The organism is Deltaproteobacteria bacterium (assembly GCA_013151915.1).
Lineage (GTDB): Bacteria > BMS3Abin14 > BMS3Abin14 > BMS3Abin14 > BMS3Abin14 > BMS3ABIN14.
In genome coordinates, this window is sequence record JAADHJ010000028.1 from 52,846 (window position 1) to 68,924 (window position 16,079).

Sequence of the window (16,079 nt, forward strand, 5' to 3'; positions counted from 1 at the left end):
CCTCCTTTAATACCAACCTATTCAGTGTGCATTTCCCGCGCGATGGCCACTTTGCCGGTGCGCATGATTTCCTTGACTCCGAAGGGTTTGATCAAATTGATAAACGCATCGATCTTCCCCTGATCACCGGTAATTTCGAATGTGTAGCTGTGATGGGAAATATCAACGATTCTCCCCCGGAAAATAACATTGATCCTCAGTATCTCCGCCTTGGTCTTCTCGGTGGCGTTGACCTTGACCATGAGTAACTCCCTGTCAACGAAAGACGTGCCGGTCAGGTCGGTCACCTTGATGACATCTACGAGCTTCCTTAACTGTTTTATTACCTGTTCGATAATCCGCTCATCCCCACGGCTGACGATGGTCATACGTGAGATGGTCGGATCGAGGGTCTCACCGACACTCAGGCTCTCGATGTTGAATCCCCTTCCTGAAAAGAGGCCTGCGACCCGTGACAGGACACCGAATTTGTTCTCTACGGTAACGGAAATAGTATGTTTCATAAGGTTCTCCCCTACTTGATAGGGTCGTAAAAAGTCCATTAATGGCTTTTTACTCCGCGGAAAGCAAAAAGTGTCATTTTTACTTTCCTCACAAATCTTTGATTTGCGCGCCCTTATAATGGGCGCGAAGATGACTTTTTACAAAGTCATCTTCTTTGATAGGGTCGTAAAAAGTCCATTAATGGCTTTTTACTCCGCGGAAAGCGAAAAGTGTCATCATCACTTGACGGCTTTCAGTTTTGCTTCCTTCTTGCTCTTCGGGCCGAAAATCATCTCGGAACCAGCCGCCCCGGCTGGAACCATGGGATAGACACCCTCCTCACGGTCAACAGCGCAATCCACCAGAACAGGCCCCGGATGTGCCAACGCTTCCCTGATGCCGGCTTCCACCTCCGATTTCTCGGCGATCCGAATCCCCCTGACACCGAACGCCTCCGCCACTTTGACAAAGTCGGGATTGGAGATAAGGCAGGTGGAAGCGTATCTTGCCCCGTAGAACAGCTCCTGCCATTGACGGACCATACCCAGAAATCCGTTATTCAGGATAAAGATCTTAACGGGAAGATTGTGTTGGGCTACTGTGGCAAGCTCCTGTAGGTTCATCTGAAAACTGCCGTCCCCAGCCACGTCAATGACCAACCTGTCGGGATATGCGAACTGCGCCCCCATTGCCGCGGGAAATCCATACCCCATGGTTCCCAGCCCCCCCGAGGAGAGGATAGTTCGCGGACGGCGGAACCTGTAGAACTGGGCGACCCACATCTGATTCTGTCCCACCTCCGTGGCGATGATGGCATCGTCAGACGCGAGTTCATTCAGCTTCTCGACGACATATTGGGGCTTGAGCATGCGGCTCTTGCGATCGTATTCAAGTGGACGCTCATCGCCCCATTCCCTGACCTCATTTAACCACTTTTCACGAATTTCCTTCCAGACGGGCTCCTGGCCGGCCTGCAGTTCATTCAGTCCCTGCAGTACGTTCTTCACGTCCCCGACCACGGGGATGTGGACAACGATGTTCTTGCTGATGGCGGACGGATCGATATCAACGTGGACGACCCTCGCGTTGGGGGCAAACCGCTCGACGTTTCCGGTCACCCGGTCATCGAATCGCGCCCCGATGGCAATGATGAGATCCGAATTGTGAATGGTCATGTTGGCCTGATAGGTACCGTGCATCCCGAGCATACCGATAAAAAGGGGATGGTCGCCCGGAAATCCTCCCAAACCGAGAAGCGTATTGGTTACGGGTATCCGGTTCGTTTCCGCGAATTTCATCAGTTCCTCGGCGGCATCCGAAATGACGACGCCGCCGCCCGCGTATATAACCGGTTTTTTGGCCTTCTGTACCTCCTTTATTACACGCTTCAGCTGTCCGGGATGGCCATCCACCTTGGGTTTGTATCCCCTGATATCAACCTCGTCGGCCCGCCGATACTTTCCCTTACCGGCGAGAACGTCCTTCGGAAGATCGATCACCACGGGTCCCGGACGGCCGGTGGAGGCAATGTGGAATGCATCCTGTACCACCATGGGGATATCCTCGGTCTTCTGGACAAGGTAGCTGTGTTTTGTAACAGGCCGGGTCACGCCGATGATGTCGGCCTCCTGGAAGGCATCTCCGCCGATCATGTGGGTCGACACCTGGCCGGTGAAGGCCACGATGGGCACTGAATCCATGTAGGCCGTTGCGATTCCGGTGACCAGGTTGGTCGCCCCCGGGCCCGACGTGGCCATGCATACCCCAACCCTGCCGGTGGCGCGGGCATAGCCGTCGGCGGCGTGGGCGGCGGCCTGCTCGTGCCTCGTCAACACATGCCGCATGCCGCTTTTGAAGAGGGCATCGTAGAAATCCAGGAGGACTCCGCCCGGATAACCGAACATGATCTCCACATCCTCGTCCTTCAGAGATTTTATGAGCATTTCAGCGCCGGTCATCTGCATCTTCGACTCCTCGCTTTCCCGCTTACTGATCTATTCCAGAATGGCCCCGGTGCTTGCGGAACGAACGAGCCGCGAATATCGGCCCAGTATGCCCCTCTTCACCCTTGGTTCGGGGGGAACCCATGCTGCTTTTCGCCTGGCCATCTCATCGTCGGATATTTCCGCTTCCAGGATGCGGCCGAGAATATCGATCCTGATCTTATCGCCCTCCCGGACAAGCGCCATGGGGCCGCCGGCGGCGGCCTCCGGTGAAATATGCCCGATACACGGTCCCCGTGTTCCGCCGGAAAATCGTCCGTCGGTTATCAATGCGACCTTAAGCCCCATTCCGTGGATGGCAGAGGTCACGGACAGCATCTCCCGCATCCCGGGCCCTCCTTTGGGCCCCTCGTTCCTGATCACGAGCACGTCACCATTCTTAACCCCATTACCCATAACGGCGGTCATGGCGTCCTCCTCGCACTCGAAAACGCGGGCAGGCCCCTCGAAGAGCAGCATATCTTCAGCCACGGCCGTCTGTTTGACAACACTGCCATCAGGAGCAAGATTACCCCTGAGAACCGCTATCCCTCCGTGGCTGTGATAGGGGTTATCCGATGAGTGTATTACCTCCGGATCCAGTACCTGGGACTTCGAAGCGATATCTCTGATATCCCTTCCCGAGACGGTCATGGAACCCGCGAGAAGGGGAAGAAGCCGGTTCATGATGGCCGGGACACCGCCTGCGTACTCGAGATCCTCCATGAAGTGTTCTCCGCCGGGCCGGATATCGGCAAGATGGGGCGTACGTGCGCTTATCTCGTCGAACAGATCAAGATCAACACTGACACCGGCCTCGTGGGCTATGGCTGGAACGTGAAGAGCCGTATTGGTTGACCCCCCAAGGGCCATATCGACGGCGATACCGTTGAAAAACGCCTCCCGGGTCAAGATACGGGATGGGACCAGGTCCTCCTCGACCATGGCCACTATGCGTTCTCCGGATTCGAAGGCCAGCCGTCGCTTTTTTGAAAACCCGGCGAGCCCGGTGGCGCACCCGGGAAGAGACATTCCCATGGCCTCCGTGACGCAGGCCATGGTATTGGCGGTATACATGCCCTGGCATGATCCCGCGCCCGGACATGCCTCCCGGGCCATGCACTCAAGCTCGGCTTCATCAATGCCGCCGGCCTGATAAAGGCCCACCGCCTCGAAGGTATCCCGCACCAGGGAACGCCGGCTGCCCCTGTACATTCCGGAATGCATCGGACCCGCCGTTACGACGATGGAAGGTATGTCCAGCCTCGCCGCGGCCATCAGCATGCCCGGAGTAATCTTGTCGCAATTGGTCAGCAGTACGATACCGTCAAAGGCATGTCCCTGGCTGACCGCCTCAACAAGGTCGGAGATCCACTCACGGGTCGGGAGGCTGTAACGCATCCCCTCATGGCCCATGGCGATCCCGTCGCACATCCCGGGAACGCCCACGAGAAATGAAACGCCCCCTCCGGAGTGAACGCCCTTTTCAATGGCCCTTTCAAGCTCCCTCATCCCGATGTGTCCCGGGATAATATCCGTAAAACTTGTAAAAACGCCGATATGGGGGCGTTCCAATGAACTCCGGGTTACTCCCGAAGCATAAAAGAGCGCCCTGGACGGTGCCCTCTCGGGCCCTTTTTTCACACGATCGCTTGTCATTTTTTTGCTCATGATCTGTCCATTCTCCTGATGTAAAAAGGGGCGAGGCCATCGGCCTCGCCCCTTGAGCTCGCCAATAGCGAAAGACTAGCGATGTTTCGTAAGGATTATCTCCATCTTATCTTTCCCCTTGAGCTTCTTTTTCTTGAGCGTTTCTATCTCAAAATAGGTGCGACTGTCCTGGGGTCTCTTTTTCTTCAACTCTTCTATCCGCTTCTCAAACTCCATATGTTCCTCGTGAAGAGCTCTGAACTCATCGTTCTCCTTGAGTAGTCTGGCGACAATTTTTTTGTCAGGCAATGACATTATCTCCCATTCGGAAAATTTAGGTGATTATAGGGTACGGCCTGAGCCGTGTCAAGGGCTCAAAACCATTTTTCCCTTTCTTTCTGGTTAAATACAACATTCCCTTCGATCACGCCGACGGCGTGATTCTCTTCGACAAACTCAGGACAGGCTGTGGTGAGTTGGCTTTGGAAGTTGGCCATTGAACGTTGAACTTTGAACGTTGGCCATTGGCCGTCGGATCTTGGGATACCTTCACATCTCCAGCCCCATAACGAGAGCATCCTCGCCGTCCGGGTAGTAACCCTTCCGACACCCCAGGACCTTGAAACCCAGCTCTTTGTAGAGGGCCTGGGCAGCCAGGTTGGACCTCCTGACCTCCAGTTCGGACCAGACGGCTCCCTCGGAGAGGCTATCCCGGATCAGTGTGGTGACAAGGCCTCTCGCCACGCCCCTGCCTCTCACGGAAGGATCAACGGCCAGATTGGTAATATGCAGTTCGTCCACAATCAGCCAGGCCATGATGTATCCGCAGACCTTCTGGTCCAGTGCGGAAACCAGGCACCTTGCGAAGGGCTGCCGGTTCAGCTCCTCGAGGAATTGGTCCCAGGTCCAGGGATGGGTAAAGGAAAGTTCCTCGATTTGAACGATGCGGTCCAGGTCCGACGGAGACATGGGATAAACCTGATATTGAAGACCATCCTTTCCGACTATGCAACCACCCATTTCAGCGTCCCCCCGGTTAATCTCACTTGCGGCCGGGGGAGTTGCCGGACGCGGGTCCGGCCGCTTCTCTGTATGGGGTCGCATCCGGTGGCCTGACGTAAAAGGGGAACAATTCGGACGGGGTTACGGATCTCCCCAGGTCGAGCATCTTCTGTCCTATCTCCATAACGAAAGAGGCCCGGGGATAAGCCATGTCATCCCCTGCGGGGGCGAGAAACGGAATGGAATCTACCATCCCTTTAATCATAGCCAGGCCCGTCCCTGCAACGATTCTCTTCCCGGCAGGGCAGCGCAGACAGAATTGGGAAAAGGCATGATGGGTAATCAAAGCCACATCACAGTCTCTCGCGGGCAACCCTTCAGGCGTTATGCCGGAATAGCAGGCGGCGTAGAGCTCACCCTTTCTCGCGTCTGCCGCGACCAGCGCCTTTCTGCCTTCGAGAAGAAGGGGATACGCGACCGCATCGAGTGAAGGAACGGGAGCCAGGGGCAGACGGGAGGTGAATGCCAGCCCCTTGAATGTTGACAGCCCCACGCGCAGGCCGGTAAACGCCCCGGGCCCGACCCCGACGGCAAGAGCCGTCACATCCTTGGGCCCCAATCCGGAAGCGGCCAATAGCTCCTGAATGGCCGGAAGCAAAGTCTCGCTGTGCGGTAGTCCCTCCGGAAGATCCCGTTCCATCACCTTACTGTCAGGAACTTTCAGGGCAACGCTTCCCCTGGTGGTGGATGTGTCCGCAGCGAGAAGAACCATGGCTCTCATTTTGCGGCCAGATCGCCTGAATACCCGACAGAGGGCAGCCCCAGATCGTCAGCTCCGCTCATCCTTTTCTGGAGTTCTCCATAAAGTTCCTCCCGGCGGTCCCTGAAGAAGGCCCATTCGTTCCGCACATTATCGACATCTCCCAGGTCCACGGCGGTCAGGTGGACGGAGTCCCTTGCACCGGCGGCCCTGTGCACCAATTCCCCATGGGGATCCATACAGAAGCTCTTCCCATAGAAGGTCTGTTTATCCTCCTTGCCGGCCCTGTTAATCCTCAGGATGAAGATCCCGTTGGAGATGGCGTTGCCGGCAAGCATCCTTTCCCACCTGTTGTAGCTGGCGTGGGCATTGGACGTGGGGACGACTATCATCCGCGCCCCTTTCAGAGCGAGGATGCGGGGACCTTCAGGGAAAAAAACGTCCCAACTGATCTGAACTCCGATCCTGCCCACCTTGGTGGGGAAAACGGGAAACCCCAGGTCCCCGGGTAAAAAGTAAAACCTCTCGTTCCATCCGGGCACGTTGGGCACGTGAACTTTTCTGTATACACCCAGCAGGGCGCCATTGGCATCGATAACCGCGGCGCTGTTGTAATATTTCCCCTTTCCACCCTTTTCGAAGACAGGCAGCACCACCACCACGTCGTTTTCGAGGGCGAACCGGCACATCCGGTCGGTGGACGGCCCGGGGATGGTTTCCGCCAAGTCGAAATATCCCTGACGCAGCATGGATGGAAACCATTTTGTGGTACAGATCTCCGGAAAAGCGATGAGTTTAGCGCCTCTCTCCACCGCCAGCCTTGAAAGTTCCAGGGCTTTTTCGAAGTTGTTTTTCCAGTCGCCTTTGCTGGAAAACTGGATGGCAGCGACCTTAAGCATAGTTTCTCCTCCATAATTGTTTCAGTCCAGAGTCCAGAGTCCAGAGTCCAGAGCACTTCGACACTCCTCTACTGCCAAACCATCAAACTACCAAACTCCAGAAGAAAGATTAAAGAATTGCTCACCGCCAGAGAGCACGTTGTTTTACCACCCGTTCGTAATGCCGATGGCACGACTCACTGGAGACACGGAGGAAACCTTTAAAGTCCTGTGTTAAAAAGCTGCTCTCCCCCTCTGGACTCTGGACGCTGGACGCTGGACTCTGGACTCTTGACTCCGCGACACTGGACTCTGGACGTTGGACGTTGGACGTTGAACGTTCTTTACCCCATCTCCTGAAACCCGACCACCCGGTTCCGGCCCTCCTTCTTGGCCCGGTAAAGCGCCCTGTCCGCCCTGTCAATAAATTCCTGTTTACTCAGCCCCTCTCCCCTGTGAAGCAGGGCCAGACCGATGCTGATCGTTACTGAAAGTGGACCGGCCGTGGTGGCAAAATCCCTGGCCTCCACCGATTTTATCAGCTTTTCCGCAACGTTATGGGCCTCCCTGACATCCACGTTGTCCAGAAGAACGGCGAACTCCTCACCGCCGTATCGGGCCACAGGGTCAAGCCCACGGACCCCGTCCTCGAGCCTCCTGGACAGCTCCTTTAAAACCTCATCACCCACGGGATGTCCGTAAGTGTCGTTCACCTGTTTGAAAAAATCCACATCCACCATCAAAAAAGCCAGGGAACTCGAGTAATCGCGCCCCAGCTTCTCGATCCGCTCGTCCAGGACCTTCTGCAGCGTCCGGTGATTGTAGAGCCCCGTGAGGCCGTCCACCCTGGACATCCGTTCAACCTTTCGATGGGTGTTGGCGTTGTCGAGGGCCTGGGCCGTAATATCGGCGATGACCCGAAGATCATTGAGAGCTGGAGTAAACACCCCCTCACTGGTGGAGACACCCACCAGAGCCGCCAAAAGCTTGCCGCCCCGGTCCTGGCTCATTACACAGGGAATGGCCGCAAAAGATATGACGTTTCCGAGGTCTTCTTTGGGATAGAAGAAAGGCGACGGCTTCCGGCGTTTCCGGTCGAAGATGATCTCGTTGCCGTTGCGTATGAGGAGACCGATCTGGCTCGATTCCTGCCGCCGGATTGTCTCTCCTTTCATACCCTCCATAATATCCCCTGCAGTGTGTACAATTTTCGCTACACCGTCGTTGACCAGAAAAGCCGCCCCGTCGCATTTTGGGAGTATCTTTAACAGGGAGTCGATGGCTTTCTCCGCAATTTCCCCGGCGTCCATCGTCCTGGTAAGTTCGCGGGCATAAAAGGAAATGGCCTCTCTGGTGGTCATGTTATCGGTAACCCGGTAGAGAAGAGCGCCGATCTCCATGGCCCGCGAAACCAGCTCGGTAAAGACATCCAGACGCTTTTGGGTAGCATCATCCAGAACGAACATGTTCGGCTCATCACTGTCGAAATACACGGCACATTGAATCTGGTCCAGGGCGCCGGGTTTCTCCTGATGCCAATTCCGGGGCACGACCCGAAGCAGAATGGACCTCACCGGAAGGTCCGCCCTGTAGAAAGGGATTGAATCTCTTCCCGGCTTTGCGTCCGCATTAATAAAGGTCAGGTCAGGCCGCCGCCTCGCAAGGTTGATGATCCCCTTATCACCGGGAATAGTGTCCCCGATCATAGATTTGGAATACCTCTTTGAGACGGCGGCCGCTTTGATCCGGAAGATCTCCGGTCCATCGGGAACGAGGAAAATACCTGATCTGGCCCCGAAAAGACGGCACCCGACCTCCACAAGCCGCTGGAGGAGTCTCTCCTCCTCCAATGCGGCGGATACGGCCATCTCCTCTCTCCTGGCAAGGTCGCCCAGACCGAACTCGCCCTCCATCCTTATCCTCTCGGTAATGTCCCTGGCGTTGCTCACCAGTTGATCGTACTCATGCCGCAGTCTGCCGTATCTCGCCACCCCCCTGGAGATGATACCCCCGGCCACCACGCCAAACAGGGCAAACCCCCCTGCCCATGGAAGCAGGCTATTGTCCCCAAGGAACAGGGTCCTCTCGACGGTCACGGCCCCAAGCGCGGCAATGGGGACCCACACAAAATGGAAATTCCTTGAAAAGAGTGACAGGGGGAAACCTACGAAGAAGATCAGCGGAATGGTGGGGATGGTTTCAAAGAACATTTTCACCACAAGACCGGCCATGGCGCAGAGGACAAGATTCAGGGAAAGCGAGGCACTGAGGGCCTTCAGGGAAATCCTGTGGCGGATTTCAGCCACTACCAGGCCGACAGCAAACCCATACAGCACCACGTGCAGCGGCAGCCAGGTGACTCCGTCGGCGGGAGCGGGAAAAATGAGGTATCCGAAAAACAGGAGGATAAGAGGACGCAGGACAACGGTTGGAGAAGGCCATCTTGATGCGGTGGTCACTTCAGCCTTTCCTCCGACTTTTCCTCGTCGGGAAATACGAAGACGACCTCACCCGGACGAACCAACCCCAGCTTGGTCCTTGCCAGACCCTCGATAGTTGCCGGATCGGACCTGAGCAGCTCAATCTCCCCGGCCAGACCGATATTTTTCCGCTCAAGGGTCTTAACCCGGCTCCGAAGGCCGTCACGGCGCTGGACCATCCGGTAGATCCGCAGAAAACCGCGCTCGCCCACAAAGCTGAAGGAAACGAAAGCCGCCAGGACGAAGGCAATCAATATGCCTGCCTTCTTATTCCTCATCGCTGTATCTCCTCGACCTCTCTGGACCACCTTCTCAACAGCTCACTCACATTGTCCTTGGTAGCACTCTCGGCGTAAATATGGAAGCAGGCATGATTGGAACTGGGATAGATGAGTACCCACCCCCCGTTTTCCACGAACCTTATCCCCTCAATTCCCTTCGAGTCCTCCCCCAGCCTTTCGATAAGATGTCTCATTACCTGGCCTTTGGCCTCCCATGGACACGGGACGATGCTGTGGGAGAGGTAGGCCTCAGGCAGGGAGTCGACAAGATCCCCCAAGGTGGCGCCGGATGCCGCAAGCATCTCCGCGAATTTCCCGAGGCAGAACATGGCATCGAACGATGGATGGAACCAGGGAAAGGCGATGCCTCCCTCCCCGTTTCCGGCCATGAACGCATCCCCCGTCATGGCGGCGTCCAGGACGGCCGCCGACAGGATGGGGGTCCTGATGACTCTGCCCTCGAACTTTTCGGCGATCCATTCCATATTCCCGCTTACGCTCACCGGCACAGCAATGGCGCAGCCTTTCCGGGTTGTGAAAGCCAGCAGCGTCATTACCTGGAGCATTTTGCCCCCATCGATCCAGCGGCCTTTCTCATCTATGAGGAACAGGCTTTCCCCGCTGGAGCTGATCACGGCCCCAAGGTCGGCTCTAAGACCCTTGACAATTTCAGAGATGTGCCGCATGGCCCGGTCGAACTCGGCAGTAGTGCGGGATGCCCTTTCCTCGTCGAGGTGGGCATTGAGGGAGATCACATCCACCCTGGCTTTACCCAGGAGGGATGGAAGGACCGTCAGTGTGCTTCCGAAGGAGTAATCGATTACCATACGTAGGCGGGTTTTCGAGAGCAACTCGATATCAAGGGCCTCCAGGTAGCTTTTCTCGTACGCCTCTGTGCCATAATAGGGAAATGACATGGTCCCGGAATTTTCAAGGCTCGCCCTCCTGAAATCCATCCGGAAAAAAAGCCTGTCGACCTCGTTTCGCTCGGAGGTGGTCAGTTCCCGGCCTCCCTCCCTGAAAAGCCGGATCTCAAGAACCTCCGGATCCGACGGGGATCTTCGTACGTGGAAACCGCCGACCTCCCCCTGGCCGCGCAACTGATGGCGGGCCACAGGTATCGGCACAACGCCGTAATCGTGGATATCGACACCCACCGAGAGGACGCCGGAAGTGAGGGCCTCGCTGATCATCCGGGAAACCCGATGTACCCCTTGGGAAATGGATACGACTGAGTGTTCCGGGAGGGTGGCGCCGAAGGCCGCGCCGAGACGCGCTGAAAACTCCGGCGTTATCTCCTTGTTGGACAGCCCCTTTATGACCCCCGAAGTAAAAAGGGTTCCCCTCCAGCGCGTCCCCCATATAAAGTGGGTCGACAGGACCGCCTCATCCTCGACCACCTTATCCGGCCAGATACGGACACCGGCCCGGACGATGCTCCCACGACCGATGATGCAGTCCTCACTGACGACGGCGCCTTCCTCGATGTTGGCCCTCTGCCTGACCTGCGTTCTGGCCCCGATGACGCTGCCCGCGACAAATGCGCCCGTCTCAACTCTTGCGCCGTCCCACATCACAGTGGAGCGCATTCGGACACCCGAACCGATCCTGCAATTCGGCCCAATGAAGGAATCCCTGACTTTGGCGCCCTCCTCGACAACGGCCCCGGCCCCGAGCACCACCATCCCGGACAGCCTGGCCCCTTCGCTTACGACGCACCCTTCCCCCACGAACAGGGTGGCATTATCCACGTTCGTCAGTCGGCCCGGCAGATCAAGGATGATGTTCCCCGCAACGATTTCCCTGTGGATCTGGAGGTACTCCACCGTGTTTCCCACATCCTTCCAGTAGCCCTCGGCGACATAGGCTCCGGGAGGGTTCCCTTCGTCGAGGAGTGCCGGGAAAATATCTTCGGAAAAATCGCTTTGACCACTCCGGGGAATCATCTCCAGGACCTCAGGATCCATGATGTAAATCCCGGTGTTGATGGTATCGCTGAACACCTCCCCCCACGACGGCTTTTCCATGAAACGGACGACCCTGGAATTATCATCCGTTATCACCACCCCGAAGGGGAGAGGGTTGTTGACCCGGGTCAGCACCATGGTGGCAGGATCTTCCCTGCCCCGGTGAAATTCCATGGCTTCCGTTAGATTGAAATCGGTGATTACATCACCGCTGATAACCAGGAACGGGTCGTCCAGGAGATCCCTGACACTTCCCACGGCGCCCGCGGTTCCCAGGCCCCCCGGTGGGTCCTGACGGTAGGTGATCTTCACCCCGAACCGGGATCCATCACCAAAATATTCTCCGATGGCCTCGGGAAAAAAATAGGTGAGCATGATAATGTCATCAAACCCATGGCTTTTAAGGAGCAGAACGATATGCTCCAACATGGGACGGTTGGCTATGGGTATCATGGGTTTGGAAAGTTTTACGGTAAGCGGCCTGAGCCTGGTACCGTACCCCCCCGCCATGACTACAGCCTTCATACCCATTGATGGAGTCGCAAAAAGTCCTTTCATGGCTTTTTACTCCACGGAAAGCGAAAAGTGTCATTTTCACTTTCCTCACAAATCTTCGATTTGAGCGCCCATCAGTGGGCGCGTTGATGACTTTTGTGAAATTTGCTTATTTTATAACAGGATACCATGTTTGGTCAAGGAAGGGAGCGCCGGCGGAAGGAAGGGGGGAGTCCAGAGTCCAAAGTCCAGGGTCCAGAGTAGAGCAATCAGTGTCCAGGATCTGGGGTCTGAGGTCCTCAAAACAGGGTCCAGGATCTTGGATCTAGGTTCTAGGACACTTCGATACGCCCATGCGCCTTTACTCCCCTACGCCGACGCGTCCCCGCGTCTGCTCTCCCTCTGGACTCTGGACTTTAGCCTCTGGACTGCGTTCACTTACGGGCTGGCGTTTCTTAGGGCCGCTGCGGCGTCCTCGGGGGTTACAGTGTTGATGGAAAATCCTGTTCCCCACTCGAATCCGGCGGTGGTGGTGATCCGTGGAGTCACATCCAGGTACCAATGGTATGGACTTTCAGGAAGGAAGGGCGCGGTGTGAAGAATGAAGTTGTATGGCGGATCATTCAACCCCTTTCTCAACCTTGTCAGGGCCTCCTTCAGGATGGAAGCAAAACCCGCCAGATCCTCGTCGTTCGAATCCTGGAAATTCTCCCTGTGATCCGTTGGCACAATACGAATCTGGTATGGAAATCCTGATGGGAAAGGGACATAAGCGAGGTACCCGTCCCGGTGAATAATGACCCTCTCCCCCTTCCCGATCTCCTGGGAGATCAGGTCGCACATCAGACACCGGTCCGTCCCATGAAGATGGGCGCGGAAACTTTCAATCTCGGTAGCTGCGAGGCTGGGTAAAACAGGGATTGCCACAATCTGGGAATGGGGATGAGAGAGGCTGGCCCCGGCAGCCTCTCCGTAATTTCTGAAGACAAGGACCGCAGCGAACTTCCCCGTCTCTCTCATGGCATTCAAACGGCTGCGGTAGACCGCCAGGATATTTCCGATACGGGGAAGGTCCATGTCAGCCATCTGGAGGTCATCCTCGGGGGCCTCCACCACGATCTCGTGGATGCCGAAGGCCGGAGAAAAATCGTATAACCCCTCTGAAACAGGATGAAAGGGCAGGGCCGGTGAAAAAGCCGGATACTTGTTGGGTATCACGCGAATCGTCCAGCCGGGAGTATCCGGGGCGGTACCCGGGTCCCTGACGGCCATTACCTCCGGCGGGGTCATCGATTCGTTCCCCCGGCAGAAAGGACACGGGCCGCCCCCGTCGGTCCCGGATCCACTCCCGGGATAGTCGGACGGCCGGGCCCCACGGTCAGCCGCGATGACCATCCACTTCCTGGTTATGGGGTCAAACCGCAGTTCAGCCATCGCTGCTGATGGGGCCTGTGTGCCTCCGCATCCCTTTGACCCGGAGTTTGACCTTTTCCGTCCCCCGCCAGGTCTGGACTTCGGGAACCACCGCCAGATCCATACTCTCCCCGAGACTGTCCAGCTCGTGGGCCTGTCGAAAGGCGATAGCCTCGATGGAATTTCCATTCTGGCTCACCACAAAACTGAGATGGCTTCCTCCAACGATCCTGGGGTTGACGATCCTCACATCGGAAAAGAGGATGACCGGTTCGGGATTCCCCGCCCCGAAGGGCGAGAGGGCCTGGAATTTTTCCACTTCCCGGAGGTTCATGTCGGCCAGCGTGGCCGCAGCGTCAAGAGTCATGACAGGGATAAAACCCTCGTCCGGAACCGTATCCCGAACCACCTGTTCGAATCGCTCCTGGAACAGGTCGATCTTGTCCTCGGCCATCCTGATCCCTGCGGCATATTTATGCCCTCCGTACTCCATGAGGAGGTCCTTGCAGCTGGTCAAGCCCTGGTAAAGATGGAAGCTGGGAATCCCCCGGGCGGATCCTTTACATATACCATCCTCCATGCAAAGGAGCACTGTTGGACGGTAATACTTCTCCATGAGACGGGAAGCGACGATACCCACCACCCCCGGATGCCAGTCGGGTGAATAGAGAACGATGCTGCGCCGGCCATCATCGAGCCCCATGGATGTGATTTTGTCCACCGCCTCGTTGAAGATTCTCGCCTCAATCCTCTGTCTTTCCACATTCTCAATGTCCAGATATCCCGCCAGCCTCTCGGCATCCGGAGCGCTTTCGGTGGTGAGGAGACGAACCCCGGCGGAGGCGTCCGACAGCCGCCCCGCCGCATTGATCTTGGGGGCCAACCTGTAGGCCACCGCGGTGGAATCAACCTGACCGAGGGGAATACCGCAAACCGACAGAAGGGTCCTAATCCCCAGCCTGGGTTTGATATTGATCTGTTCGAGGCCCGCGCGAACCAGTATCCTGTTCAGTCCGGTGAGAGGAACAATATCGGCAATGGTGCCCACAGCCACAAGGTCCAGGTAGTCCAGAAGCGCCGGCTCCGGCCTGTCCTTGAAAAATCCGTTTTCCCTCAGGCCTTTCCTGATCCCGGCCAGGAGGTAAAAGGCCATGCCGACACCGGAAAGGAACTTGTAGGGGAAGGAACGATTTTCCAGGAGTGAATTGATCAGGGCGTCGGCATCGGGAAGCTCTGCCGGTGGTTCATGGTGATCCGTGACTACAACGCCGAGTCCCAAAGATTTCGCGAGGGATATCTCTTTAACGGAGGAGATGCCGCAGTCCACGGTGATGATGAGGCTTATTCCCTCCCGATGGAACCTTCTGATGCTCTCCACGTTGATGCCATAACCCTCGTGGACCCTGTTGGGGATGTAGTAATAGGCGGAGAACCCTAGGTCGCGAAGAAAAAGGAGAAGGAGAGATGTGGCGGTGACGCCATCCACATCGTAATCCCCATAGATGAGGATCTTCTCATCGTTCTGAAGGGCGGTAATGATTCTTTCTACAGCGCGATCCATGTCATTGATCAGAAAGGGATCGGTCAGGTCCCCCAGATGGCTGTTGAGGAATTGAAGGGCATCATCACGGTTCCCCAGGCCCCTGTTAAGGAGGATCTGCCCCACAAGAGGGATCGTGTCCAGAGCCTCGGCAAGTTCGCCGGCTCTTTCCGTGTCCTGCGACCTGAGGACCCATTTTTTTCCCTCAAACACCTTCTACTTCCTCTTGCCTGCCGGCGCCACCTTGGCCCCTTGTCCCAAAAGAAGGATCGGGCTGGCGATAAAAATGGACGAGTAGGTACCTACGACAACGCCTATGAGAAGGGCGAAGGAAAAGTCATGAATAACCTCGCCTCCGAGGAAAAACAGGCAGATGAGAACAAGGAAGGTGGTCCCGGATGTGAGAATAGTCCGGCTGAGGGTCTGGTTGATGCTTGCGTTGATGACCCCGGAGAGCTCGTCCTTGGGCGATTTCCTCATGTTTTCCCGAATTCTGTCGTAGACGACGATGGTGTCGTTGAGCGAGTAACCGATAATGGTGAGCAGGGCGGCAATAACGGGCAGGGTGAACTCCTTATCCATAACGCTGAAGACACCGATTGTAATCATGACGTCATGGATCAACGCGATTATGGCCCCCAATGCGAAACGGAACTGGAACCTGATGGTGATATATACCAGGATACCGGCCATGGCATAGAGGATGGATAACATACCCTTTCTCCTCATGTCCGCGCCGACCTGCGGACCGACCATCTCCACCAGTTCGACTGAGACGTTGTCCTTGCCGAACTTTTTGGCCAGAATACCGCCGATTGTATTGGAAACGTTCTCCTCCTCGCCGGCCGTGCTCTTAACCCTGATGGCGACCTTGTCGGCTCCAAGGGACTGGATAATGGCCAATCCCATCCCCTTCTCGGCCAGAGCGCCCCTGATCTTCCCGATATCAGGCATCTGTTTGAACTTTATCTGGGCAAGGGTACCCCCCACAAAATCTATCCCAAACCTTGGCCCCCCTTTCATGACAAGGGAGGCGACCCCCAGCAGGATCAGCACAAGGGAGACGGTAATCGCCCGGCGCCTCCAGCCGACGAAATCGAGATTAATATCAGGCCTTATAAACTCCATTCTGCGGTTCCTTTCTTAAT

14 protein-coding genes are annotated in these 16,079 nt (G+C 56.3%); 1 reads left to right on the top strand and 13 read right to left on the bottom strand.

Going from position 1 to position 16,079, the window contains the following annotated elements; genetic code table 11:
• Positions 1 to 17: 17 nt before the first annotated feature.
• From ilvN to GXP52_05975, 4 genes are all read right to left on the bottom strand, one after another.
• Positions 18 to 503, bottom strand: a complete 486-nt coding sequence (gene ilvN, locus GXP52_05960; protein ID NOY86827.1) for an acetolactate synthase small subunit — start codon at positions 501 to 503, stop codon at positions 18 to 20.
• Between the two features lie 219 nt (positions 504 to 722).
• Positions 723 to 2,447 carry a biosynthetic-type acetolactate synthase large subunit gene (gene ilvB / locus GXP52_05965; protein NOY86828.1) on the bottom strand — a complete coding sequence of 575 codons (1,725 nt, stop codon included), beginning with the start codon at positions 2,445 to 2,447 and terminating at the stop codon, positions 723 to 725.
• Between the two features lie 30 nt (positions 2,448 to 2,477).
• The gene (gene ilvD, locus GXP52_05970) at positions 2,478 to 4,124 is read right to left on the bottom strand and encodes a dihydroxy-acid dehydratase (GenBank protein NOY86829.1); all 1,647 of its coding nucleotides are present in this window, start codon (positions 4,122 to 4,124) and stop codon (positions 2,478 to 2,480) included.
• 87 nt (positions 4,125 to 4,211) lie between these two features.
• Complete coding sequence (locus tag GXP52_05975) at positions 4,212 to 4,424, bottom strand: DUF465 domain-containing protein (GenBank protein NOY86830.1); 213 nt, start codon at positions 4,422 to 4,424, stop codon at positions 4,212 to 4,214.
• 29 nt (positions 4,425 to 4,453) lie between these two features.
• Here GXP52_05975 and GXP52_05980 point away from each other — a divergent pair, with 29 nt between their 5' ends.
• Entirely contained in the window at positions 4,454 to 4,615 is a 162-nt protein-coding gene (locus GXP52_05980; GenBank protein NOY86831.1) for a hypothetical protein, read from the top strand.
• A 49-nt stretch (positions 4,616 to 4,664) separates the two neighbouring features.
• Here GXP52_05980 and rimI read toward each other — a convergent pair whose 3' ends face one another.
• The 9 genes from rimI to secF all read right to left on the bottom strand — a co-directional run bounded on the left by rimI (position 4,665) and on the right by secF (position 16,059).
• Positions 4,665 to 5,135 (bottom strand): ribosomal protein S18-alanine N-acetyltransferase, encoded by a 471-nt coding sequence (gene rimI / locus GXP52_05985; GenBank protein ID NOY86832.1) that lies wholly within the window; start codon positions 5,133 to 5,135, stop codon positions 4,665 to 4,667.
• Positions 5,136 to 5,157: 22 nt separating this feature from the next.
• Positions 5,158 to 5,889, bottom strand: coding sequence for a tRNA (adenosine(37)-N6)-threonylcarbamoyltransferase complex dimerization subunit type 1 TsaB (gene tsaB, locus GXP52_05990; GenBank protein ID NOY86833.1), 732 nt, complete (start codon positions 5,887 to 5,889; stop codon positions 5,158 to 5,160).
• Between the two features lie 5 nt (positions 5,890 to 5,894).
• Positions 5,895 to 6,776, bottom strand: coding sequence for an acyltransferase (locus GXP52_05995; GenBank protein ID NOY86834.1), 882 nt, complete (start codon positions 6,774 to 6,776; stop codon positions 5,895 to 5,897).
• Positions 6,777 to 7,099: 323 nt separating this feature from the next.
• A complete protein-coding gene (locus GXP52_06000) occupies positions 7,100 to 9,214 on the bottom strand; it encodes a diguanylate cyclase (protein NOY86835.1) in 2,115 nt (704 codons plus the stop codon).
• On the bottom strand, positions 9,211 to 9,513 hold the full coding sequence (locus tag GXP52_06005) for a septum formation initiator family protein (protein ID NOY86836.1): 303 nt from the start codon (positions 9,511 to 9,513) through the stop codon (positions 9,211 to 9,213). Before GXP52_06005 ends, GXP52_06000 begins: the two co-directional genes overlap by 4 nt.
• Positions 9,510 to 12,041, bottom strand: coding sequence for an NTP transferase domain-containing protein (locus tag GXP52_06010; protein NOY86837.1), 2,532 nt, complete (start codon positions 12,039 to 12,041; stop codon positions 9,510 to 9,512). The genes GXP52_06005 and GXP52_06010 overlap by 4 nt, the downstream gene beginning before the upstream one ends.
• Positions 12,042 to 12,416: 375 nt before the next feature.
• On the bottom strand, positions 12,417 to 13,412 hold the full coding sequence (locus GXP52_06015; GenBank protein ID NOY86838.1) for a DUF4931 domain-containing protein: 996 nt from the start codon (positions 13,410 to 13,412) through the stop codon (positions 12,417 to 12,419).
• Positions 13,405 to 15,144 carry a single-stranded-DNA-specific exonuclease RecJ gene (gene recJ / locus GXP52_06020; GenBank protein ID NOY86839.1) on the bottom strand — a complete coding sequence of 580 codons (1,740 nt, stop codon included), beginning with the start codon at positions 15,142 to 15,144 and terminating at the stop codon, positions 13,405 to 13,407. The genes GXP52_06015 and recJ overlap by 8 nt, the downstream gene beginning before the upstream one ends.
• A gap of 3 nt (positions 15,145 to 15,147) precedes the next feature.
• A complete protein-coding gene (gene secF / locus GXP52_06025; protein ID NOY86840.1) occupies positions 15,148 to 16,059 on the bottom strand; it encodes a protein translocase subunit SecF in 912 nt (303 codons plus the stop codon).
• Between the last annotated feature and the right edge of the window lie 20 nt (positions 16,060 to 16,079).

What these genes read in the sequence shown, in the direction of transcription:
- ilvN (NOY86827.1), bottom strand. Translation starts at nt 503, where the DNA reads ATGAAACATACTATTTCCGTTACCGTAGAGAACAAATTCGGTGTCCTG.
- ilvB (NOY86828.1), bottom strand. Translation starts at nt 2,447, where the DNA reads ATGCAGATGACCGGCGCTGAAATGCTCATAAAATCTCTGAAGGACGAG.
- ilvD (NOY86829.1), bottom strand. Translation starts at nt 4,124, where the DNA reads ATGACAAGCGATCGTGTGAAAAAAGGGCCCGAGAGGGCACCGTCCAGG.
- rimI (NOY86832.1), bottom strand. Translation starts at nt 5,135, where the DNA reads ATGGGTGGTTGCATAGTCGGAAAGGATGGTCTTCAATATCAGGTTTAT.
- tsaB (NOY86833.1), bottom strand. Translation starts at nt 5,889, where the DNA reads ATGGTTCTTCTCGCTGCGGACACATCCACCACCAGGGGAAGCGTTGCC.
- GXP52_05995 (NOY86834.1), bottom strand. Translation starts at nt 6,776, where the DNA reads ATGCTTAAGGTCGCTGCCATCCAGTTTTCCAGCAAAGGCGACTGGAAA.
- GXP52_06005 (NOY86836.1), bottom strand. Translation starts at nt 9,513, where the DNA reads ATGAGGAATAAGAAGGCAGGCATATTGATTGCCTTCGTCCTGGCGGCT.
- GXP52_06010 (NOY86837.1), bottom strand. Translation starts at nt 12,041, where the DNA reads ATGAAAGGACTTTTTGCGACTCCATCAATGGGTATGAAGGCTGTAGTC.
- GXP52_06015 (NOY86838.1), bottom strand. Translation starts at nt 13,412, where the DNA reads ATGGCTGAACTGCGGTTTGACCCCATAACCAGGAAGTGGATGGTCATC.
- secF (NOY86840.1), bottom strand. Translation starts at nt 16,059, where the DNA reads ATGGAGTTTATAAGGCCTGATATTAATCTCGATTTCGTCGGCTGGAGG.